We start from the raw sequence: 23,588 nt of genomic DNA, 5'->3' as shown, positions 1-23,588 counted from the left end.
ATGACGAAAAAGGACATTATCCGACTACTCGAAGATATCGCTACATATTTAGAATTAAATTTAGAAAACGGATTTAGAGTTTCTGCCTATAGAAAAGCAGCAGCGGCACTAGAAAGAGATCAGCGTTCGTTATCAGAAATTGAAAGTTTTTCTGATATTAAAGGAATCGGTAAAGGAACGAGAGAAGTAATTGAGGAATATATAGAAGCAGGGGAAAGTAGCCTTTTAAATGAGTTAAAAGAAGAAACACCCGTTGGACTCACCTATATGACAAAAATACCTGGACTCGGCGCGAAAAGAGTAGCAAAGATATATAAAACCACTGGAATCAGTACGTTAGACGAATTAGAAAATTTTTTACGTGAAGGTAAACTTCAAAAGTTACCTGGTTTTGGTAAGAAAACTGAAGAAAATATATTAAATGGTTTACTAGAGTTAAGTGATGTTAAACGTTACCCAATTAATACTGTAATTCATATTAGTGAAACAATTGAAGAATTTTTAAATAATCTAGATTATATTGAAACGTTCGACATTGCTGGGAGTGCAAGACGTTTAGCCGAAACGAGTGGAGATATTGACTTTATTGTTAAAACAAATGAGGCAGAGCAGTTTATAAAAGATATTGAAACCGCTAGTTTTTTTAAGTCATTTATTGCTAAAGGTGAAAAGAAAACGTCTATTATGTACGAAGAAGGACTCACAAAGATTCAAGTCGATTTTCGTTTAGTAAGTGGTGATGAGTATTATTCAACACTTCAACACTTTACTGGAAGTAAAGAACATAACGTAAGGCTGCGTCAGATTGCTAAAGAAAGAAATGAAAAAATTAACGAGTACGGTGTTGAACATGACGGAGAAGTTATCACGTTCAAAAGTGAAGCGGAATTTTATAATCATTTTGATTTACCATTTTACCCACCAGCAATGCGTGAAAATGGCAGTGAAATTGATATAGATATAAGTAATATTGTCACACTTGACGATATTAAAGGCGACATCCATATGCATACGACATATAGTGATGGTGCATATAATATTCGAGAAATGGTTGAAGCATGTATTGAACGTGGATATGAGTATATAGTGATTACTGATCACTCAAAAAATCTATCCGTTGCTAATGGCTTAAGTGACGAGAGATTGCTAAAACAAATTGAAGAAATTCGTAAAATTAATGATGAATATAATGAAATCGATGTATATGCAGGGACAGAAATGGATATTTTAGCCGATGGTACTCTAGATTACTCTGATGATATACTTAAAGAGTTAGATTACGTTATCGCGAGTATCCATTCAAACTTTAATCAAACGGCTGAAGAAATTATGCATCGTTTAAAATCAGCGATGGAAAATCCGTATGTCAGACATATTGCACATCCAACAGGCCGATTAATTGGTCGACGTGAGGGATACAAAGTAGACATCGAAGCTTTACTTAAACTCGCAAAAGAGACAAATACAATATTAGAAGTTAATGCAAATCCGCAGCGTTTAGACTTATCAAGTGACGTTATTTACGGTAAAGACGTAATGTTAACAGTAAATACAGATGCCCACCACATAGATCATTTAGAATTTATGAAGTATGGTATCGCGACACTACAAAAAGGTCTAATCAATAAAGCACAAGTATTAAATACAAAAACTAGAAAAGAGTTTAAACAATTTATAGAAGATGGTAAGTGATAATTTATGAATAAGCGTTCAATTCGCGCACTAGAATATAATAAAATACTCGAGCGTGTGAAAGACTATGCAGTGAGTGATAAGACAAAAAGTAAAATATCTGTCGATTTATTTGAAACATCACCTGAAGTCGTTAAAAGAAATTTAAGCGAAACAGATGATATTTTAACGATTCTTAGACACCAACATTTAGAGATGGCAGGCATTACGGATATTAAAGGATTCGTTAAGCGTGCACAAATCGGTAGCGTATTAACAGTTAGCGAATTTCTAAAAATTAAAGGTATGTTAAATCGTAAAGATATGCTGATTGATACGGTTGAAGCATTTAAAGAAGATGACATAGAACTTTCATCGATTGAAGTATATACAAACGAACTTCCTGAAGATAAAGCACTCTATAAAGAAATTAATAGTACAGTAGACGAAAATGGTGTACTCGATCACGCATCTAACGAGTTGTTAAAAATTAGACGACAAATAAATCGTGAAGAAAGTTCGATTCGTACGAGACTAAACGATATTTTAAGACGTTCGAGTAAACATTTAAGTGATTCAATTATTACGATGAGAAATAACAGATACGTATTACCTGTTAAAGCAGACTCACAAAGTTCAGTCAAAGGGATTGTCCATGACGTGAGTGCGACTGGACAAACGGTGTATATCGAACCGATGGCAATTGTCGAATTATCAAATAAGATTTCTAGATTAAGAGAGAAAGAAAACGTAGAAGTTGAAAAGATTCTAGCAGAACTGACAAACCGTGCCGTTGCTGAAGGAGAAGAATTATTACGTATTGACGATATACTACACACTCTCGATTTAATTCACGCAAAAGCAAAATACGGTAATTCGATTAAAGGGACAATACCAAGAGTCGATAGAGATATAGATTTTCATCTATCACAAGCGTATCACCCGCTAATCGATATCGATGAAGTTGTTAAAAATGATGTATTTATCGATGACTTATCTGTTATTATTACTGGACCGAATACCGGTGGTAAAACAGTGACAATTAAAACTATTGGTTTATGTGTCTTAATGGCACAAAGTGGTATTCCAATTCCAGCTATGGACGGATCAAGACTGCCGATATTTGATAACGTCTATGCAGATATTGGAGACGAGCAATCGATTGAACAGTCACTCTCGACATTCTCTAGTCATTTAACAAATATTAGTCATATATTAAACGTCGCGACAAAAGATAGTTTAGTCATACTAGATGAGTTAGGTGCAGGCACAGATCCTGAAGAAGGTGCAGCTCTTGCGATTAGTATATTAGAATTCTTGTTAAACCAAAATATACGTACAATCGCAACGACTCACTATAAAGAGCTTAAATCATTTTCATATAGCCGTGATGACGTTATAAATGCTTCTATGGAATTTGACGTCGATACGTTATCTCCAACATATAGACTGATGATGGGGATACCAGGTAAGTCTAACGCGTTTAAAATCTCTGAAAAACTTGGCTTGGAAGAGTCTGTAATTAGACGAGCGGAAGAACTGTCTGGTAGAGATAATTATGAAATTAATGAGATGATATCATCGCTAGAATCTCATACGAAAGAAGCGAGAGAAAATGAAAGACAAACGCACGAGTTACTCGAAAATACTAAAGCATTATATAAAGAGTTAAATAGTTACTTAAAAGATTATGAAAATCAAAAAGAACGCCTAGTTGAAGCGGCTGAAGAAAAAGCAAATCGTATTATTAAAGCATCAGAAGATAAAGCATCTCGCATCATTGAGGAATTAGAATTAATGAAAGAACTCGGTGTCGACCATATCGAGTCACATAAACTCATTGACGCTAAAAAAGAATTAACAGATAGTTATTACGAAAAAGATATTAAAAAAGACGTAAAATCTGACGATACGTCAACATTAGAAATTGGAGATTCTGTTGATGTACTATCATACGGTCAAAAAGGTGAAGTCATCGATATTGAAGGTGACGAAATCTCTGTGCAAATGGGTATTATAAAAATGAAAGTCCCACGTAATGAGTTAAAGAAACGTAAAGAGAAAAAGCAAAAACCGGTGGTCTCTAGACGTGTCAGAAGTCAAAGTGTTTCATCGAGTTTAGATTTACGTGGTGAGAGATATGAAGACGCTGTGATACGTTTAGACAGATATTTAGACCAAGTTGTTTTATCGAATTTAAATGAAGTAGAAATTATTCATGGTAAAGGAACCGGAGCTTTAAAAGAAGCGGTAGAGAAAACGCTAAAAAAGCATAGTAAAGTAAAATCATTTAGACAAGGGATGCCAAATGAGGGCGGATTTGGTGTAACCATTGTTACAATGAAGTAGGTGTTTAAAATAGATAACTTTGATATGTATAAACTAGCGAAAGTATTAATTGCTTTTGCAATTATCATGTTTATATCTGGAATTTTATATTTAACGGTCTTCCAATAAGTATAAGCATAATATTTTTCTATATAATAAAACCTGTTATAATAAAAGAACAATAAAATTTGGAGGCAAATCAAAATGGCAATTATTGAAGCAAATGATGCAGAATTTAAAGAAACAATTAGTGAAGGTGTAAAACTTGTTGACTTTTGGGCACCATGGTGTGGACCTTGTAAAATGATTGCACCTGTATTAGAAGAAGTAGCAACTGAGGTTGAAGGTAAAGCGGACATCGTTAAAGTTAACGTTGACGAAAACCAAGCAACAGCTGCTGACTATGGTGTAATGTCAATTCCAACACTTATCTTAATGAAAGACGGAGAAGAAGTTGACAAAGTTGTAGGTTTCCAACCGAAAGAACAACTTGTTTCTTTAATCGAAAAACATATCTAATAAATTTTTAAGCCGCATCAGCGGCTTTTTTTATATCAATTGAGGGATGATGTATGACAGACAACTCACAATTACGACTAAAACTTTCGGTTTTACCAAAAGAACCTGGTTGTTATTTAATGAAAAATAAAAACGATGTAATTATATATGTCGGTAAAGCTAAAAATTTAAGAAATCGAGTAAGATCATATTTTACCGGTGCTCACGATGAAAAAACGATGAGACTTGTAAGTGATATCGTCGATTTTGATTTTGTTGTTACTGACTCTGAAGTTGAGTCACTATTACTTGAAAATACACTCATTAAAAAACATCAGCCAAGGTATAACATCCTTTTAAAGGACGATAAAAGCTATCCGTTTATAAAAATTACAAAAGAAAAGCATCCGAGATTACTTGTGACACGTACTGTTAAGCCAAGTAATGGAACATATTTTGGACCTTATCCAAACGCATATAGTGCTCACGAGACAAAACGTCTTCTTGACCGTATTTATCCGTTAAGAAAATGTGATACAATGCCAGACCGTTTATGTCTTTATTATCATATTGGTCAATGCTTAGGGCCCTGTGTGTACGAGGTCACTCAAAAACAAAATCAAGAAATGATTCAAGGAATTACGAACTTTTTAAGCGGTGATACGAAATCTGTCGTTGATGAATTAACGAATAAAATGAATAAAGCAGCTGAAGAGTTAGAGTTTGAGCGTGCCAAAGAATACCGTGATTTAATTCATCATATAAATGCAACGATGGAAAAACAAAATATGTTAACAAGCGATATGACAGCTCGAGACTCATTTGGCTATTTTACTTATAATGGCTGGATGTCCATTAGTGTTTTACTTGTACGGAATGGTAAATTGATTGAGAAAAAAGCAGAAATGTTTGCGATGAATGACACCGTCGAAGAAGAATTTAACCGTTTTGTATATCAGTTTTATGAGTTAGATTCTAACTTGAAGCCAAAAGAAGTTCATTTACCAGTAGCAATTAACCCGTCAATCTTAAAAGAAGCGCTACCGATGAAAGTTATCACACCAAAACGCGGGAGTAAACGAGAAATGGTAGATCTTGCTAATAAAAATGCTGAAATTGCAATTAAAAACCGCTTTGAAATTATTGCTAGAGACGAAGCGCGAACGGTTGAGGCAATTGATACGCTCGGTGACGTATTAAACATCGAAGCACCAAGACATATCGAAGCGTTTGATAACTCGAATATTCAAGGTGCAGATCCCGTTAGTGCGATGGTCACATTTATTGATGGTAAACCAGATAAAAAATCATACCGAAAATATAAAATTAAAACTGTCGAAGGACCGGACGACTATGAATCGATGCGAGAAGTCATCAGACGTCGTTATAGCCGTGTATTACGTGAAGGCTCTCCGCTTCCAGATCTTATTATTGTCGATGGTGGAATTGGTCAAATGAATGCTGCAAAAAGTATTTTAAAAGATGAACTGGGAGTTTTTATCCCCGTAGCAGGAGTTAAAAAAGACGATAAGCATAATACAGCAGAATTATTGTATGGTGATAATGCTGAAATTGTTCCCCTTAAGAAAAACTCACAAACATTTTATTTACTCCAAAGAATACAAGATGAAGTCCATAGGTTTGCGATATCATTTCATAGAAATACGCGTAAGAAATCAGCATTTCGCTCAGCGCTAGATGATATTGAAGGTTTAGGACCAAAACGTAAACAATCGATATTACGAGCATTTGGATCTGTTGAAAATATAAAAACTAAATCAGTTGAAGACTTTAAAAGAATTGGAATTCCTGAAAACGTCGCTGAAAGAATCGTTGAAAAACTTCAGAATAATAAGTGAAAAGGCTTTAATCAATCTTGATTTAAGTAATGAGGAGTCGTAAAATAATAAGCAACACTATGATTTGTTAATTTGGTTAGGGGGGACAATAGTGTCTAAACAAGATTCGAGCTATTTTGTGAGAAGATTGCATTCATTGCTTGGTGTTATACCACTAGGTGTATTCTTAGTCCAACACTTAGTGATTAACAACTTTGCGACACGAGGACCAGAAGCGTTCAACACAGCGGCTGGTGTCATGGGTAACTTACCATTTGTTTTAGTATTAGAAACATTTGTAATTTACTTACCAATTTTATTCCACGGAATTTATGGGGTTTACATCGCATTTACGGCTAAAAACAACGTCGGACGTTACGGTACATATAGAAACTGGATGTTCTTACTCCAAAGAATTACAGGTATTCTTGCTTTTGTATTCATTGCGATACACGTGTACCAAACACGTTTCCAAGTATTGTTCGGTGCAGAAGTTAACTTTGACATGATGGCTGATATTCTAGAAAATCCATTCTGGTTTGTATTTTACGTAATTGGAGTACTTTCAGTAGTATTCCACTTTGCGAACGGATTATGGTCATTTATGATTACTTGGGGTATTACGCAATCTCCTAAATCACAACAAGTGATGAGCTACGTAGCAATTATCGTATTTGTTATCGTTGGATTTATCGGAGTTCAAACATTATTCGCATTTATTTAAAGGAGTGTCATTAATGGCAAATAATAAAGTTATCGTTGTCGGTGGAGGACTTGCAGGTCTTATGGCAACGATAAAAGCAGCGGAAAGTGGTGCACAGGTCGATCTATTTTCAATCGTTCCAGTAAAACGATCTCACTCAGTATGTGCACAAGGTGGAATTAACGGTGCCGTCAATACTAAAGGTGAAGGTGACTCACCATATAAACACTTTGACGATACAGTTTATGGTGGGGACTTTTTAGCAAACCAACCGCCTGTAAAAGCTATGACAGAAGCAGCACCAAAAATTATTCACTTACTTGATCGTATGGGAGTTATGTTCAGTCGTACGCCAGAAGGTTTACTTGACTTCCGTCGTTTCGGTGGAACACTTTATCACCGTACTGCATTTGCTGGTGCAACGACTGGTCAACAATTACTGTACGCACTTGATGAGCAAGTAAGAAAGTTTGAAGTTGAAGGTTTAGTTAATAAATTTGAAGGATGGGAATTCCTAGGAATTGTTAAAGATTCTGAAGGACGTGCGAGAGGAATTACAGCTCAAAATATTAAATCAGGTGAAATTAAATCATTTGGTGGAGACGCTGTAATTATGGCAACTGGTGGACCTGGTATCATCTTTGGTAAGTCTACAAACTCAATGATCAATACAGGTTCAGCAGCATCAATCGTTTATCAACAAGGTGCAATTTACGCGAACGGTGAATTTATCCAAATTCACCCAACAGCAATTCCTGGGGACGACAAGCTACGTCTTATGAGTGAATCTGCACGTGGTGAAGGTGGACGTATTTGGACATATAAAGACGGTAAACCTTGGTATTTCTTAGAGGAAAAATATCCAAACTATGGTAACTTAGTACCGCGTGACATCGCAACTCGTGAAATCTTCGATGTATGTGTGAATCAAAAATTAGGTATTAACGGTGAAAACATGGTTTACCTTGATTTATCTCACAAAGATCCACATGAGTTAGATGTTAAATTAGGTGGAATTATTGAAATTTACGAGAAATTTACTGGGGATGACCCACGTAAAGTTCCGATGAAGATCTTCCCAGCAGTTCACTATTCAATGGGTGGATTATACGTAGATTACGATCAAATGACAAATATTCCTGGACTATTTGCTGCAGGTGAGTGTGATTATTCACAACACGGTGCAAACAGACTAGGTGCAAACTCATTACTATCAGCAATCTACGGTGGTATGGTCGCAGGACCAAATGCTATTGAATATGTAAACTCTTTAGAAAAAACATATGAAGATGTTGACGCTTCTATCTACGACGAGGCAGTTAAGCACGAAGAAGATCGTTGGCACAATATCTTAAATATGAAAGGTGAAGAGAACGCATATCAACTACACCGTGAACTTGGTGAGTTAATGACACACAACGTAACAGTTGTACGTGAAAATGAAAAATTAGTAGAAACTGATAAAGAAATCGTTAAACTCATGGAAAGATATCATAATATCAACATGGACGATACAAAACAGTGGAGCAACCAAGCAGCGTTCTTCACTCGACAATTATGGAACATGCTCGTGTTAGCGCGTGTAATCACAATCGGTGCATTAAACCGTAACGAATCACGTGGTGCACACTACAAACCAGAATTCCCTGACCGTAACGACGAAGAGTGGCTAAAAACTACGAAAGCTCACTATGAAGGACCTACAGAAGCCCCTCGTTTTGAGTATGAAGATGTAGATGTTAGTTTAATCGAACCACGCGTACGTGACTATACGAAGTAATCTGAAAGGAGTATTTATTAATGGCAAAAGAAACAATTAAATTAAAAATAAAACGCCAAGAAAACCCAGAATCACAAAGTTACTGGGAAGACTTTGAAATTCCTTACAGACCGAATATGAACGTCATCAGTGCGCTTATGGAGATTCAAAGAAATCCAGTAAATGCTAAAGGAGAAAAAACAACACCTGTTACTTGGGACATGAGTTGTCTTGAAGAAGTATGTGGTGCGTGTTCAATGGTCATAAACGGTAATGCGCGTCAATCATGTACAGCATTAATCGATCAGTATACTCAACCAATCACGTTAGAACCGATGAGCACATTCCCAATTGTAAGAGACTTACAAGTAGACCGCTCACGTATGTTTGATAGCTTAAAACGTGTGAAAGCTTGGGTACCAATCGACGGTACATATGACTTAGGTGCAGGACCTCGTATGCCTGAAAAACAACGTCAAGCTGCTTATGAATTATCTAAATGTATGACGTGTGGTGTATGTTTAGAAGTATGTCCAAACGTTAATGATAAGTCTGACTTTATTGGTGCAGCACCAATTTCACAAGTTCGTTTATTTAACTTACATCCAACAGGTCGTATGAATAAAGACGAAAGATTAGATGCCCTTATGGGTAAAGGTGGAGTATCAGAATGTGGTATGGCACAAAACTGTGTAAAAGCTTGTCCTAAAGGTATTCCATTAACAACTTCAATCGCTTCTATGCAAAGAGAGACAACATTCCATATGTTTAAATCATTCTTTGGTAGTGATCACGAAGTAGAATAATAACAAAAAGATGTGTTTCGGCACATCTTTTTTTATTTCAATTTTCATTTAATGATATAATATACTCATATCGTTTAAGGTGGGGAATATTATGTCTTTTGCCAGTAGTAACGAATCGATTGAAAAATCGTTAAGAAAACTATCTGTACAGCTAAGATTATACGGTCGTGAAATACTAAAAGAATACAAATTGTCAAAAATTCAATTTATAGCTTTACAATGGGTAAATGACTCGAGTGGTATCACAATTGGACAAGTTGCTAAAAATCTAGATTTAGCATACTCAACAACAACAGATATTATCGATAGACTTGAAAAAAATGGCTTTGTAAGACGAGAACGTAGCAAAACTGATAAAAGGCTTGTACAAGTTAAAATAGAACCGACAGGTTTAGAATTGATTGAAAGAGTTATTGAAAAACGTATTGAGTTTATCGAAGAAATTACGCAAGATCTAGACTTAAATGAAAAAGAATTATTAACAAAACTACTAGAGAAGATGATGGAAAAAAGCGAGTTGGTCCGCTATGAATAATAAAGCGATTGGTGTAATGGATTCAGGTGTCGGTGGACTGACAGTAGTTAAAGAATTAATTAGGCAACTTCCTAAAGAAAAGATTATTTATTTTGGAGACAGTGTGAGATGTCCATACGGTGAACGGTCTACAGAGGAAGTTATACATTTTACAGAAGAAATCTTTCAATTTTTAAGTCGTAAAGATATTAAAGTGTTTATAATTGCTTGTAATACCGCAACTGCAGCTGCAATTAGTAAGATTAGAGAAATGACTGATATACCAGTTATTGGTGTGATTATGCCGGGCTCTAGAAGAGCGTTACAAATATCTAATAATAACGACATTGTTGTACTTTCAACACGTGGAACGAAAAATTCTCATAAGTATAAATCAACGATTCAAAAGATTAACGATCATGCAAATGTGTTAGAAATTGCTTGCCCGAAGTTTGTTCCGCTAATAGAATCTGGAGATTATAAAAACAAAAAAAATCGAGATAAAGTCATCGATGAAACGTTAAGCAATTTAAAAAGAACTTCAGCAGATACTGTAATACTCGGATGTACACATTATCCATTAATCAGTAATTATATTAATGAATATTTTAACAATGAAAAAAATATCGTCGACTCTGGGTTTGAAACTGCGAGAGACGTTAGTACGTTACTTGAGTTTAAAAAATTACTCAGTAACCGTAAAAGCGAAGTTATCCACGATATTTATGTTCACGGTGATTATAAACAGTTTGAACAAATTTTAAATGAGTGGATGCCTAACTTTAAATACACAATACAATCAGTAGAACTATAGGAGATTTATATGAAAAAAATTGTAATCGCAAGTGGTAATGAAGGTAAAATTAATGATTTTAAATCGATATTTAAAGGATTTGAAGTCATTGGTATTAAAACATTACTTGATGATTTTGAGCCAGTCGAAGACGGTCAATCATTTAAAGATAATGCGTTAATTAAAGCAATAGAAGGAGCTAAACGTACAAATTTACCAGTCGTAAGCGACGACTCTGGATTATCAGTCGAAGCGTTAGAAGGAAAACCAGGTATTAAATCTGCAAGATTTGCTGGTGAGCATGCAACAGATGATGAAAATAATAAAAAACTACTCGATTTACTTGAAGGAAAAGAAAATCGTTCAGCATATTTTACTTCAGTAATTGCTGTTGCGTTCCCAGACGGCACAACTTCAACTTATGAAGGTGCGGTATTTGGTGAAATATTAGAAGCACCAGTTGGCAATAATGGATTCGGATATGATCCTTTATTTCAGACACTAGACGGTGTTAAATTCGGTGAAATTTCAACAGATGAGAAAGCAGAAATATCACACCGAAAAAATGCAATTGATAAATTGCTTAAAGACGAAGAGTTATTTAAAAAACTACAAAAATAGGTGATCAAATGAAAGTGTTAATCGTTAGTGATAACCATAATGAAAGAAAGATTATCGAAGCATTACCTAAAATAATGAATGCAGACCTATATTTGCATTTAGGTGACAGTGAATTTTCTTATGACGATGATATATTAAAATCATTTCACTGTGTAAGAGGTAATACAGACTTTGATATGCAGTTTAAAGACGAAGATTTATTTAATGGACGTATTTTCTTTACACATGGACACTTATATAACGTAAATAGTAGCCGCGAGATGCTCGCAGCTAAAGCAAAAGCACTTGGCGCAACATATGCGTTATATGGTCACACACATGTATCTAAAGTTGAGAAGATTAACGACGTGTACTGCATTAATCCAGGATCTATTCAATCATCTAGAAGTGAATATCCAGAGTCATACGCGATTTTAGATACTGATAAAAATATAGTCACTTACTATTCTAGAAAGCACCAACAAATTGAAACCATCGAACTAAAATAACTATTTATAAAAAATGTATAATTATTAAAAAAGATGTTGACATCTTGGATACGAGTTGATTATAATAGTTATTGTGTTCGTTGATAGGTCCTGGTAGCTCAGCTGGATAGAGCAATGGCCTTCTAAGCCATCGGTCGGGGGTTCGAATCCCTCCCAGGACGTAATTAAAGCCTGTAACTTTTAAAGTTACAGGCTTTTTATTTATCTATTATTTTAAACTTATAGGAAATGGTGATACGTCGAAACCAAATACGAGTGGTGGTAATAAGTATGCGATGACGACGATAACTGCCCATGCAATTAAGTTTAGCCATACACCTGCACGGACCATTTCTCCAATTGAGATTTTTCCTGTACCAAATACGATAGCGTTTGGGGGAGTAAAAACTGGTAACATGAACGCGCAGTTCTGCCATTGCAGCTGATGCCATTAAGATCATCGGGTAAACGTCTAACGTTACTGATAAAGCAGCAAGTAATGGAATAATCATTGTTGCTGTTGAGACGAACATACTCATTAGACCTGTCGCTAACATAAAGCCGAAAACAATTTTAGAAGTTGTCGTTCCGATTAAATTAATAATCGTCAAAGCAACTCTAGTATGTAAATTCCATCATAATAATACCGTTCTCATTAAAAAAGTCTACTGAAACAATTTCAGTAGACCATATATTTAATCAATAAGTTTTAAACGTGTTTTAAGTGCATTAAATATCACCGCACCGATTAAACCAACAATTAATGTTGATAAAAATATTGCAACAACTGATGGCCAGTACGGAATACCTAAAACATATTTCAACATTAATGAAACGATTAGTCCGCATACGATAGCGTACTGCACAACGTTAATCCATAAGTTTTTAATGAAGTAACTTATAGTATACGACACAATCGCACAACTTAAACCGACTAAAACATCGATGTAACCGAGCGGTGAAAAGAAGTTTGCTACAGTTACTCCAATTAAAATACCGGGGATAAACTTTCTATTAATGAAAGGAATTATCGCAAGCATTTCAGAAACGCGAATTTGTATCATTCCGTGTCCAATTGGATTTATCGTTGTAAGTACAACATATAGTGCGGCGATCACTGCATTGATGGCAAGATATTTTCCATTTTGATTCACATGAATTCTCCTTAGTTTTTTATACAGGGAAGTTTTCGAACCTGTTATCTTTGAAAAATTATAGCAAAACGTGTTAAAGATTACTATAGTATAATAAGAATAATAAAATTATAGGAGTTATAGCATGAGTAAATTTGATGAAATGATTTTAGTCGTAAATAGAGAACAGTTATTTAATAATGAAGCATATGCTTTTAATGGTTTTTTAAGTCAAAACGATGATTTATTTAATAAAATTACTGCGTCATTTAAAGATTTTGAGGTTAAACGTCGCGGGGATATGGAAGAAGATGAATCATTTAAACAGCTTGTCTCATATACAATTGTTGAAAGTGATGATGAGATTTTAGTCTATAAACGCTTAACAGGTGGTGGAGAATCTCGTTTACACGGGTTAAATTCTATCGGTGTTGGTGGCCATATGAATGACGTAGAATCAGAAAATGATATTAAAGAAAAAATGTTTGAAAATGCAGCGAGAGAACTTGAAGAAGAAATCGCAATGAGTAAATCTGATTTAAAAGACTTCGAATTAATCGGTCTAATTAACGACGATAACAACGATGTAGGACGTGTTCACATCGGATTAGTATTTAAAGTTGAAGTCGACAAAGAAAAAGTTTATTCAAATGAAGAAGACACATTAGAACTAATTTGGTCTAAAGAAGACAAATTAACTGACCTTGGTGATTATGAGTCGTGGAGTGAATTAATAATTCGTGATTTATATGAAAGATAAAATCACTACACACCCAAGATTTATAAGAAAGCTAGAAAAAGATCTAGAATTTTTGTATGTAAATGAAGATTACGATTCATTTTTAGTGCGTTTCAATGAATATGAATCAGTTACCTCAAATATTAATTTAGATTTAATTGAAATGTTTTACCATATTTTAATTAATAAAAAAGAATATGAATCGATGTATCAATACGCTGAGAAAAATTTTCAAACGAAAGAAATGACAAGAGAAGAAGCTGAAATTCACTTTAATATGATTCTTCAGTCACTCTTTAACCTTGGTATGTATGAAGTATTACTTGAGTGGTCAGAAATTATCGTTGCAACTGGAGAAAGTAGTGGGATTACATCGTCTTTAATACAATTTGCGAAACATTGTAAAGAGTATGCAGCGAAACAAATTGCTAACGGAACGAAAAATGACGATATCTCTGAAGCATCTAATGAAGACATTGATATTGACAAAAGTCTTTATTCTTCAAACAAAGCATTAGTAATTACTGCACTCGAATATTTAATCGACAAAAAAGACGATTCATATGGACAAGATGTTTATTCATTGTTAAAAAAGGAAACAGCAATAAGTGTATCTTCTATGATGATAATTTATTTAAAAGAAATAGAGTACGATGCAATTATAGAAGTCAATAAATTCGGTGAAACATTTAAGTATCATACGAGCGAATTTAAGCCGTTTGAAACGTCAGCAAAAATTAGTCAGACGATAAAATGGATTGTCGAAGATGGTAATATACGTTTAGATAACGAAGAGAGAATTGAGCAAGCAATCGAAATGTTTTTAAACATTAGTGTCTTGTGGTATCCTCTAAAAGTGCCATTTACACCGAAAGAACTCGCAAAAGGGTTTATATCATATACTAAGGTGTTAAATAATGAATTATCCGTCCAATCTTTTTATGGACATGTTGCAGAATGGATATTAAAAATTGAAGATGAAATTCGTAACTAATGTAACTTTGATTAGAAATTTGAATATGTTACAATGTATTGGTTAAATGAAAATATGTAATTAACGGAGGAAATGATTATGTCTCAAACACAAACTTGGGAAAAGAAAGAAGGAAATGTAGGTACATTAACAATTACAGTACCTGCTGAAGAATTCGATAGCGCATTAGATCAAGCATTCAACAAAGTAAAAAAAGATATTCAAGTACCTGGATTCAGAAAGGGTAAAATTCCTCGTCAAATGTTTGACAAACGTTTTGGTGTAGAAGCATTATATCAAGATGCTTTAGATATTATTTTACCAACAGCGTACGGCAAAGCAGTTGAAGAAACAGGAATTAAACCAGTCGATCAACCACAAGTTGACGTAAAAGAAATCGAACAAGGTAAAGACTTAGTGCTTACTGCAGAAGTAACTGTAGAGCCAGAAGTTGAACTTGGTGAATATAAAGGCCTAGAAGGTAAAGAAATCGATGCAGAAGTTACTGAAGAAGACGTTAACGAACAAATCGAAGCTTTACTCGCTCAGTACACTGAACTTGTCGTTAAAGATGGTGAAGTAGCTGAAGGTGACGTAGCAAACATTGACTTCAAAGGTTTCGTAGATGGTGAAGCATTTGAAGGTGGAGAAGCAGAAGGTCACGACCTTGAAATCGGTAGCGGTACATTCATTCCAGGATTTGAAGAACAACTTGTTGGTCTTAAAGCTGGAGACGAAAAGGATGTAAAAGTAACTTTCCCTGAAGAGTACCAAGCAGAAGAACTCCAAGGTAAAGAAGCTACATTCGAAGTAAAAGTTAACGAAGTAAAAGAAAAAGAAACTCCAGAATTTAACGATGACTTTGTTAAAGAAGAATTAGAAGGCTTTGACGATGCTGAAACTGCTGAAGATGTTAAAGCAAAAGTTACTGAAGACTTAAAAGCATACAAAGAACAAGAAAAAGACTTTGAATTAAGAGAGTCATTAGTTGTTCAAGCTTCTGAAAACGCAAAAATGGAAATTCCTGAAGCGATGGTAGAAAGCGAACAACAAAGAATGTTACAAGAATACGAACAACGTCTTGCACAACAAGGTCTTAACTTAGAGTTATTCGAGCAAATCTCTGGTCAAACAAAAGAAGATTTACTTGAACAAATGAAAGACGATGCATTTAAACGTGTACGTACAGGACTAACTTTACAAGCAATTTCAGATGCTGAAAATATCGAAGCAAGTGAAGAAGATATCGATAATGAATTACAAAAATTAGCTGAACAATTCCAAATGGCTAAAGAAGATATTAAAAATGTACTTGGTGACCTAACTGTTATTGAAAATGACATTAGAAACCAAAAAGCGATTGAATTCTTAGTAGATAACAGAAAACAATAATTGCTTCATTTAGATGCTCTATACATTAAGATGTGTAGGGCATCTTTTTATCAGTACAATTTATTTGAAAGAGTAGTTATACTAGTGTAATATACGAATGAGCGAAAGGTCGGTGCAAACATGTTTAAATTTAATGAAGATAATCAAGATCTGACATGTAGTTTCTGTGGAAAAAACCAAGATCAAGTACAGAAACTAATTGCCGGTAGTGGCGTCTATATTTGTAATGAATGTATTGAATTATGCCATGAAATTATAGAAGAAGAATTAAAAGACTCACCAAAGGAATTGTTAACAGATATTCCTAAACCAGGTGAAATTCAAGCAGCGCTTGATGAGTATGTGATTGGTCAAGAGAAAGCAAAACGCGCATTAAGTGTTGCGGTATATAACCACTATAAACGTGTGAACCATGAAAGTGATGATGAAGTTGAAATATCAAAAAGTAACATCGCTTTAATTGGGCCAACTGGTTCAGGTAAAACGTTACTCGCACAGACTTTAGCGCGTACTTTAGAAGTACCATTTGCGATTGCAGATGCGACAAGTTTAACTGAAGCAGGGTATGTTGGTGATGACGTAGAAAATATTCTATTACGTTTAATTCAAGCTGCAGATTATGATATTGAACGTGCTGAAAAAGGCATTATCTATGTCGATGAAATCGATAAAATCGCACGTAAAAGTGAAAACACGTCAATTACACGAGATGTTTCAGGTGAAGGGGTGCAGCAAGCACTATTAAAAATACTTGAAGGCACGGTTGCAAGTGTTCCACCACAAGGTGGACGTAAACATCCAAACCAAGAGTCAATTCAAGTGGATACAAAAGACATCTTGTTCATTTTAGGTGGAGCATTCGATGGAATTGACGAAATTATTAAACGTCGTATCGGTGCGAAAGTTATTGGTTTTGGTAGTAGTGAAGAAAGTATTGAAACTGAAGATGAGTTAATGGCGCTTGTCCGTCCAGATGATCTTCAAAGCTACGGTTTAATTCCAGAGTTTATTGGACGCGTACCAATCATTGCGAACTTAGAAGAATTAGATGCTGATGCATTAACTTCTATTTTAACTGAGCCTAAAAATGCGTTAGTAAAACAATATAGACGTATGCTTGAGTTAGATGATGTTGAGTTAGAATTCGATGAAGAAGCACTTGTTGCGGTAGCAGAACTTGCAATCGAAAGAAAAACAGGTGCTCGTGGATTACGCTCAATTATCGAAGAGCGTATGGTAGATATTATGTTTGATGTTCCTTCAAATGATAATATTAGTAAAGTACGTATTACTAAAGATACAATTGTCAATGAGACAGATCCTTTAGTGTATGATAAAGAAGGTAACGAAATAACTTTAAATAAACAAAGTGCATAAATTAAATCGAGGCTGTCTTAATTTAAGACGGCCTTTTTTAGAGGTGAAAATAATGAAATTAAATCCAAATAATATTGAGTTTTTAATATCAGCAGTACAAAAAGAACAATATCCTAAAACAGGACTTAAAGAAGTTGCGATGGCTGGACGCTCTAACGTTGGTAAATCGAGTTTTATTAACGCGATTACAGGACGAAAAAATATCGCAAGGATTTCAAGTAAACCAGGTAAAACAGTAACGTTAAACTTCTATAATGCCGATGATCAGTTCGTATTTGTAGACGTTCCAGGATACGGGTATGCGAAACAGTCTAAAAAGGAACGAGAAAAATGGGCGGAGATGATTGAAAATTATTTTATACATAGAGAAACTTTAGAAACATGTGTACAAATTATCGACCTACGTCATCCACCAACTGAAGATGATATTTTAATGTATGACTTTTTAAAACAACTCGATATTAAAACAATTATTGTAGCAACAAAGTCAGACAAAATCTCTAAAAGTCGACTTCAAAAACATGTTTCAATTATTCGAAAAGAATTAGAATTAGAAGACGAAGATGTTATAATTCCATTTTCTTCGACTGAAAAATACAATGTAGATAAAGTTTTACACGCAATTGAGGAGAGACTTTAACAAATTTTTGAACATTGTGCTAAAAACATCAAAGACACGCTTTTATCTGATAGTATTAATAGAGTATTGAAAAAAGCTAGGTAAGGGGCAATCTAAATGCATGTTATTGCACTTAGTCTAAACTATAGAAAAGCAAGCGTCGAAGAACGTGAGAAACTCAATTTTGAAGATAGTGAAATTGTGCCAGCGCTTCATACTTTAAGAGATCAAAAAAGTATTTTAGAAGCAGTCATTTTTTCAACATGTAATCGTACAGAACTATATGTTGTTACTGATCAAATTCATACAGGGACATATTATACGAGAAACTTTTTAAGTGAACATTTTAATGTTTCTCTCGATACTATAAAAGACATTACTGAAATTAAAGTAAATGATGATGCGATAAGACATTTATACCGAGTCGCAGCAGGGCTTGATTCGATGGTGCTCGGTGAGACGCAAATTTTAGGCCAAATTCGAGATGCGTTTATTCTCGCGCAAGAGGAACATACGACAGGAAAAATATTTAATAAGTTATTTAAAGAAGTAATTACTGTTGCCAAACGTGGACATAATGAAACAGAAATTTCTAAACATGCAGTATCTATGTCTTATGCAGCAGTAGAACTTGCGAAAAATATCTTTGAAAATATCAAAAACTTAAAAGTATTAGTCCTCGGTGCAGGTGAAATGTCGGAAGAATCATTATTAAACTTAACGTCTAATGGTGTAAGTGATGTTACAGTTGTTAACCGTAACCCAGATAATGCACGTACACTTGCAGAGAAATATTTAGGTAATTATAGACCGTTAAATGAACTAGAAGATGCTTTAAAAGATACAGATATTGTTATTTCAAGTACCGGTGCACCGGACTTTATTATTACTGAAGATATGATTGAAAAAGTAAAAGGTAACAATAAAGAACGTTCACTTATTTTAATTGATATCGCGGTACCGAGAGATATCGATCCAAATGTCAGTGAAATCGATAGTGTATATTATTACAACGTTGATGATTTAAGTGGTATCGTTGATAGCAATTTAGAAAAAAGAAAAGAAGAAGCAAAAAAGATTGATTCAATGATAGATCAATCGATTGTTGAATATTTAAATTGGGTAGAAATGCAAGGTGTACTTCCAGTAATTGAAGCGATGCGTACGAAAGCTTTAAATATTCACGAAACGACATTTAATAGTATTAATAACAAACTCGACTTATCAAAACGTGAAAAAACAATTATTTCTAAACATATGAAAAGTATTATTAACCAAATGTTACGTGATCCTATTACGTATACAAAAGAACTTGCCGATGAACGAAAAGGTGCAGTTCAATTAACAGAGCTCGAGCACATCTTTGGAATTGAAGAAATTGTAGAAGACATTCACGAAAGACATCATGAAGAGTACAAAAAAAGAGAGCAATTAAGAAAAGAAAAACAACCGATTAGAAAGTAGGCACATTATGAAAACAGTTGTAGTAGGTACAAGACGTAGTGGTCTTGCGAAAACCCAAACACTTCAATTAATTGAATCATTAAAAAAGAAAAATCCAGATGTAAACTTTGAAGTTAAAGAAATTGTTACTAAAGGTGACAGAATTGTTGACCGCCAGTTAAGTAAAGTCGGTGGTAAAGGATTATTCGTTAAAGAGATTGAACATGCTTTAAAAGTTGGCGACATCGATATGGCTGTTCATTCATTAAAAGATGTACCGAGTGAACTACCTGAAGGTTTCAAATTATCTGCAGTACCGATTCGTGAAGATCGTAGAGATGCATTTTTATCTAACGATAATATTCCGTTTAAAGAGTTACCAGCAGGTGCTATCGTCGGAACGTCAAGCTTACGCCGTGCAGCACAACTGCAAGAATTACGTGATGATATTACAGTGAACTGGGTTCGTGGAAATATAGATACGCGTATTCAAAAAATGCGTGACGGTGAATATGACGCGATTATACTTGCAGCTGCAGGATTAAAAAGAATGGGTTGGAGTGACGATATTGTCACAGAGTACTTTGACCCAGAAGAGTTTGTTCCAGCTGTTGCACAAGGTGCTTTAGGTGTAGAAATTAGAGATGATGATCGTGAAGTTCATGAAATATTATCTACGATTCATGACGAAGTTACTGCGACTGAAACAACAGCAGAGCGTACATTCTTAAAAAGAATGGACGGAAGTTGTCAAGTGCCAATTGGTGCGAGTGCACAATTTGTTGATGATGAAATATATTTAACAGGATTAATTATGAGTGAAGATGGCAATGAAAAATATCTCGTTAAAAAATCGAACGATGATCCTGTAGCACTTGGTAACCTCGTTGCAGATGAAATGGAAAAAATGGGTGCAAAAGAAATTATTGATGAAATCAACAAAAATAAGTAAAGTCATCGTCACTCAGAGTCACTTTAGAGATGTAAATACATCTCTAGAGTTACTACATCTTCCGATTATTACATTTAAAAAATTAGAATATAATCGTGAAAAGTTAAATAAAGATTACGATTGGGTAGTCATAACGAGTAAAAATACCGTTAAATTTTTCTATAATGAGTTAAAAACATTGAACGCTAAACATATTGCTTCAATTGGGAAAACGACGACTGAAGCGTTAAAAGACGCCGGATTTCATGTGGACTTTGAACCAAGTGATTACACGCAAGAAGGGTTCAAAGAAGAGTTTGATGTTCAAAGAGACATTAGAGTTCTTTATCCAGCAAGTAAAGATAAACGTTCGATTATGAGAGACTATTTTATAGAAAAAGGTGCGGATTTAACAGAAATCGCGTTATATCAACCTGCACCAAATATGGAATCAATTAATCAGTTAAAGAAGGAATTAAAAAACATTGATGGTTTAACATTTTCTAGTCCGTCAGGTGTTCACGCTTTTATGGAACATTTTAAAAAAGAGGATTTAGAACATATTAAAGTTGTTTCGATTGGACACGTTACTCAAAAGGCATTAATGAGTTACGGTATACAGACACAAGTTCCTAAAGAAGCAACGTTAGAATCGATGATTACACTAATAGAAGAGGAGTTTCAAAATGAAATTTGATAGACATCGTCGCTTAAGAAAGTCAGAGTTTATGAGAGATTTAGTTAGAGAGACGTCACTTAAAAAAGAAGATCTTATTTATCCGATTTTTGTCGTTGAAAAAGATGACGTTAAAAAAGAAATTCCTTCAATGAAAGGTATTTACCAAATCTCATTAAATTTACTTGAAGAAGAGTTAAAAGAAGTTTACGAACTCGGTATTAAGTCAGTGATATTTTTCGGCGTACCAAACCATAAAGACGACGTTGGTAGTGGTGCATATGATGAAAATGGTATTGTGCAAGAAGCATGTAAACTTGCTAAAAAGCTATATCCAGACTTAATCGTTATTTTAGATACTTGTCTATGTGAATATACAGACCATGGACACTGCGGAGTTATAAACGAACATACTAAAGACGTCGATAACGATAAAACACTCCCGCTTCTAATTGAAACAGCAATCTCACAAGCAAAAGCTGGTGCAGATATTATCGCACCATCTAATATGATGGATGGCTTCGTAACAGAAATCCGTGACGGGTTAGACAAAGCTGGATTTTATGACGTACCAATTATGAGTTACGGTATTAAATATGCATCTAAATTTTATGGACCATTTAGAGATGCTGCGGAATCTACACCGTCATTCGGTAACCGAAGAACGTATCAAATGGATCCAGCCAACCGCCTAGAAGCGTTAAGAGAATTAGAAAGTGATACACGTGAAGGTGCTGATATGATGATTGTAAAACCTGCATTATCATATTTAGACATTATTCGCGATGTTAGAAATAATTCTAACTTACCGATTATTGCATATAACGTAAGTGGAGAGTACGCAATGACAGTCAATGCAATTGAGCAAGGTTTACTTGATGAAGAAGTGATTATCGAACAGATGCTATCAATTAAACGCGCAGGTGCAGATATGATCATGACTTACTTCGCTAAAGAATTATGTAAAAAAATCGATAAAGGAGAAATTTAATGATGTACGAGAATTCTAAGAAATTATTTGAAGAAGCTGTTGATTTAATGCCTGGTGGGGTAAACTCACCTGTTCGTGCATTTAAATCAGTAAATATGGATCCATTATTCATTGAAAGTGCAAAAGATGCTCGTGTGAAAGATGTCGATGGTAACGAATATCTAGATTACGTTTTAAGCTGGGGGCCGTTAATTTTAGGTCACTCTGACGACGAAGTCGTTGAAGCAATTAAAAATCAAGCTGAGAAAGGGTCATCATTCGGTGCACCAACAGCTGTTGAAAATGAGTTAGCGCAACTCGTTATTGATAGAGTACCTTCTGTTGAGATGCTACGCTTTGTATCTTCAGGTACCGAAGCGACACTCGCTGCACTTAGACTTGCGAGAGGTTACACAAATAGAAATAAAATCTTAAAATTTGAAGGGTGCTACCATGGTCACAGTGACTCACTTCTAATTAAAGCAGGAAGTGGTGTCGCAACACTCGGTTTACCAGACTCACCTGGTGTACCTGAAGGCACGGCAAAAAATACAGTAACTGTTCCATTTAACGATAAAGAAAGTTTAAAATTAGCGTTCGAACACTATGGAGATGAAATCGCAGCAGTAATTATGGAGCCTGTTGCAGGTAACATGGGTGTTGTTCCTCCAGTAAATGACTACTTACAATTTGTTCGTGATATTACAAAAGAACACGGTTCGTTATTAATATTTGATGAAGTAATGACTGGTTTTAGAGTTGGCTATAACTGTGCACAAGGATATTTTGGAATTGATCCAGATATTACATGCTTAGGTAAAGTAATTGGTGGTGGATTACCAGTCGGTGCGTTCGGTGGTAAGAGAGAAATTATGGAACGTATCGCACCTGCAGGAGATATTTACCAAGCAGGTACATTATCCGGTAACCCACTTGCGATGACAGCTGGATTACACACGCTAAAACAACTTACTGAAGATAGCTATACTCACTTCAATAAACTCGGCGATATGATTGAAGAAGGGCTAACTAAAGTGTTTAAAGAGTTTAACGTACCGTTTACAGTAAACCGTGCGGGATCTATGATTGGTTTCTTCTTAACTGATGGACCAGTAGAAAACTTTGATGATGCAAATAGTGCTAATTTAGATTTATTTGCACAACTATATCCTGAATTAATTAAAGAAGGCGTGTACTTACCACCTTCACAATTTGAAGGAATGTTTATTTCAACGAAGCATACTGAAGAAGATATTAAATTTACTATTGAAGCATTTAGAAACGCGTTATCACGTATTGTTAAATAAGTATTGATTTAACTATAGAAAATGTGCATA

At 34.7% G+C, this 23,588-nt stretch carries 23 protein-coding genes, 1 tRNA gene and 1 riboswitch; of the genes, 22 read left to right on the top strand and 2 right to left on the bottom strand.

All coding sequences use genetic code 11. From position 1 onward, the window contains the following. The 12 genes from polX (at position 1) to KPF49_RS04680 (ending at position 12,180) form a co-directional block, all read left to right on the top strand. Positions 1 to 1,692, top strand: a complete 1,692-nt coding sequence (gene polX, locus KPF49_RS04735) for a DNA polymerase/3'-5' exonuclease PolX (protein ID WP_183672747.1) — start codon at positions 1 to 3, stop codon at positions 1,690 to 1,692. Between the two features lie 6 nt (positions 1,693 to 1,698). Next, the gene (locus KPF49_RS04730; protein ID WP_183672748.1) at positions 1,699 to 4,020 is read left to right on the top strand and encodes an endonuclease MutS2; all 2,322 of its coding nucleotides are present in this window, start codon (positions 1,699 to 1,701) and stop codon (positions 4,018 to 4,020) included. Between the two features lie 183 nt (positions 4,021 to 4,203). Beyond that, the gene (trxA, locus tag KPF49_RS04725; protein ID WP_183672749.1) at positions 4,204 to 4,518 is read left to right on the top strand and encodes a thioredoxin; all 315 of its coding nucleotides are present in this window, start codon (positions 4,204 to 4,206) and stop codon (positions 4,516 to 4,518) included. 53 nt (positions 4,519 to 4,571) lie between these two features. Further along, positions 4,572 to 6,356 carry an excinuclease ABC subunit UvrC gene (gene uvrC, locus KPF49_RS04720; RefSeq protein WP_183672750.1) on the top strand — a complete coding sequence of 595 codons (1,785 nt, stop codon included), beginning with the start codon at positions 4,572 to 4,574 and terminating at the stop codon, positions 6,354 to 6,356. A gap of 91 nt (positions 6,357 to 6,447) precedes the next feature. Then, complete coding sequence (locus KPF49_RS04715) at positions 6,448 to 7,059, top strand: succinate dehydrogenase cytochrome b558 subunit (RefSeq protein ID WP_183672751.1); 612 nt, start codon at positions 6,448 to 6,450, stop codon at positions 7,057 to 7,059. Between the two features lie 13 nt (positions 7,060 to 7,072). Next, a complete protein-coding gene (gene sdhA / locus KPF49_RS04710) occupies positions 7,073 to 8,818 on the top strand; it encodes a succinate dehydrogenase flavoprotein subunit (RefSeq protein WP_183672752.1) in 1,746 nt (581 codons plus the stop codon). Between the two features lie 20 nt (positions 8,819 to 8,838). Then, entirely contained in the window at positions 8,839 to 9,603 is a 765-nt protein-coding gene (sdhB, locus tag KPF49_RS04705; protein ID WP_183672753.1) for a succinate dehydrogenase iron-sulfur subunit, read from the top strand. A gap of 91 nt (positions 9,604 to 9,694) precedes the next feature. Then, entirely contained in the window at positions 9,695 to 10,138 is a 444-nt protein-coding gene (locus KPF49_RS04700; RefSeq protein ID WP_183672754.1) for a MarR family winged helix-turn-helix transcriptional regulator, read from the top strand. Then, positions 10,131 to 10,931 carry a glutamate racemase gene (gene racE / locus KPF49_RS04695; RefSeq protein ID WP_183672755.1) on the top strand — a complete coding sequence of 267 codons (801 nt, stop codon included), beginning with the start codon at positions 10,131 to 10,133 and terminating at the stop codon, positions 10,929 to 10,931. Before KPF49_RS04700 ends, racE begins: the two co-directional genes overlap by 8 nt. A 9-nt stretch (positions 10,932 to 10,940) precedes the next feature. Beyond that, positions 10,941 to 11,531, top strand: a complete 591-nt coding sequence (gene rdgB, locus KPF49_RS04690) for an RdgB/HAM1 family non-canonical purine NTP pyrophosphatase (RefSeq protein ID WP_183672756.1) — start codon at positions 10,941 to 10,943, stop codon at positions 11,529 to 11,531. Positions 11,532 to 11,539: 8 nt separating this feature from the next. Further along, positions 11,540 to 12,019 carry a metallophosphoesterase family protein gene (locus KPF49_RS04685; RefSeq protein ID WP_183672757.1) on the top strand — a complete coding sequence of 160 codons (480 nt, stop codon included), beginning with the start codon at positions 11,540 to 11,542 and terminating at the stop codon, positions 12,017 to 12,019. An 87-nt stretch (positions 12,020 to 12,106) separates the two neighbouring features. Next, a tRNA-Arg gene (locus tag KPF49_RS04680) sits at positions 12,107 to 12,180 on the top strand. 47 nt (positions 12,181 to 12,227) lie between these two features. On the opposite strand, the gene KPF49_RS08065 is transcribed toward KPF49_RS04680, so the two are convergent. After that, positions 12,228 to 12,416 (bottom strand): anion permease, encoded by a 189-nt coding sequence (locus KPF49_RS08065; protein ID WP_246562702.1) that lies wholly within the window; start codon positions 12,414 to 12,416, stop codon positions 12,228 to 12,230. 277 nt (positions 12,417 to 12,693) lie between these two features. Continuing rightward, positions 12,694 to 13,152, bottom strand: coding sequence for a QueT transporter family protein (locus tag KPF49_RS04670; protein ID WP_183672758.1), 459 nt, complete (start codon positions 13,150 to 13,152; stop codon positions 12,694 to 12,696). Between the two features lie 5 nt (positions 13,153 to 13,157). After that, positions 13,158 to 13,202, bottom strand: a riboswitch (PreQ1 riboswitch). Between the two features lie 74 nt (positions 13,203 to 13,276). Here KPF49_RS04670 and KPF49_RS04665 point away from each other — a divergent pair. The 10 genes from KPF49_RS04665 (at position 13,277) to hemL (ending at position 23,558) form a co-directional block, all read left to right on the top strand. Further along, entirely contained in the window at positions 13,277 to 13,891 is a 615-nt protein-coding gene (locus tag KPF49_RS04665; protein WP_183672759.1) for a DNA mismatch repair protein MutT, read from the top strand. Beyond that, positions 13,881 to 14,864 (top strand): hypothetical protein, encoded by a 984-nt coding sequence (locus tag KPF49_RS04660; RefSeq protein WP_183672760.1) that lies wholly within the window; start codon positions 13,881 to 13,883, stop codon positions 14,862 to 14,864. Before KPF49_RS04665 ends, KPF49_RS04660 begins: the two co-directional genes overlap by 11 nt. A gap of 78 nt (positions 14,865 to 14,942) precedes the next feature. Next, entirely contained in the window at positions 14,943 to 16,235 is a 1,293-nt protein-coding gene (gene tig, locus KPF49_RS04655) for a trigger factor (protein ID WP_183672761.1), read from the top strand. Between the two features lie 120 nt (positions 16,236 to 16,355). Then, complete coding sequence (gene clpX / locus KPF49_RS04650) at positions 16,356 to 17,612, top strand: ATP-dependent Clp protease ATP-binding subunit ClpX (RefSeq protein ID WP_183672762.1); 1,257 nt, start codon at positions 16,356 to 16,358, stop codon at positions 17,610 to 17,612. Between the two features lie 52 nt (positions 17,613 to 17,664). Continuing rightward, positions 17,665 to 18,252: a ribosome biogenesis GTP-binding protein YihA/YsxC gene (gene yihA, locus KPF49_RS04645; protein WP_183672763.1), complete on the top strand. Its 588-nt coding sequence runs from the start codon at positions 17,665 to 17,667 to the stop codon at positions 18,250 to 18,252. Between the two features lie 96 nt (positions 18,253 to 18,348). Next, complete coding sequence (gene hemA / locus KPF49_RS04640; protein WP_183672764.1) at positions 18,349 to 19,695, top strand: glutamyl-tRNA reductase; 1,347 nt, start codon at positions 18,349 to 18,351, stop codon at positions 19,693 to 19,695. 7 nt (positions 19,696 to 19,702) lie between these two features. Beyond that, positions 19,703 to 20,626, top strand: a complete 924-nt coding sequence (gene hemC, locus KPF49_RS04635; protein ID WP_183672765.1) for a hydroxymethylbilane synthase — start codon at positions 19,703 to 19,705, stop codon at positions 20,624 to 20,626. Beyond that, a complete protein-coding gene (locus KPF49_RS04630) occupies positions 20,604 to 21,302 on the top strand; it encodes a uroporphyrinogen-III synthase (protein ID WP_183672766.1) in 699 nt (232 codons plus the stop codon). Before hemC ends, KPF49_RS04630 begins: the two co-directional genes overlap by 23 nt. After that, on the top strand, positions 21,292 to 22,272 hold the full coding sequence (gene hemB, locus KPF49_RS04625) for a porphobilinogen synthase (protein ID WP_183672767.1): 981 nt from the start codon (positions 21,292 to 21,294) through the stop codon (positions 22,270 to 22,272). Before KPF49_RS04630 ends, hemB begins: the two co-directional genes overlap by 11 nt. Beyond that, positions 22,272 to 23,558, top strand: a complete 1,287-nt coding sequence (gene hemL, locus KPF49_RS04620) for a glutamate-1-semialdehyde 2,1-aminomutase (RefSeq protein WP_183672768.1) — start codon at positions 22,272 to 22,274, stop codon at positions 23,556 to 23,558. The genes hemB and hemL overlap by 1 nt, the downstream gene beginning before the upstream one ends. The last annotated feature ends 30 nt before the right edge of the window (positions 23,559 to 23,588 follow it).

The organism is Nosocomiicoccus ampullae (assembly GCF_019357495.1).
In the GTDB taxonomy this organism is placed as follows: Bacteria; Bacillota; Bacilli; order Staphylococcales; family Salinicoccaceae; genus Nosocomiicoccus; species Nosocomiicoccus ampullae.
This window is presented reverse-complemented; position numbering and strand designations above follow the sequence as displayed.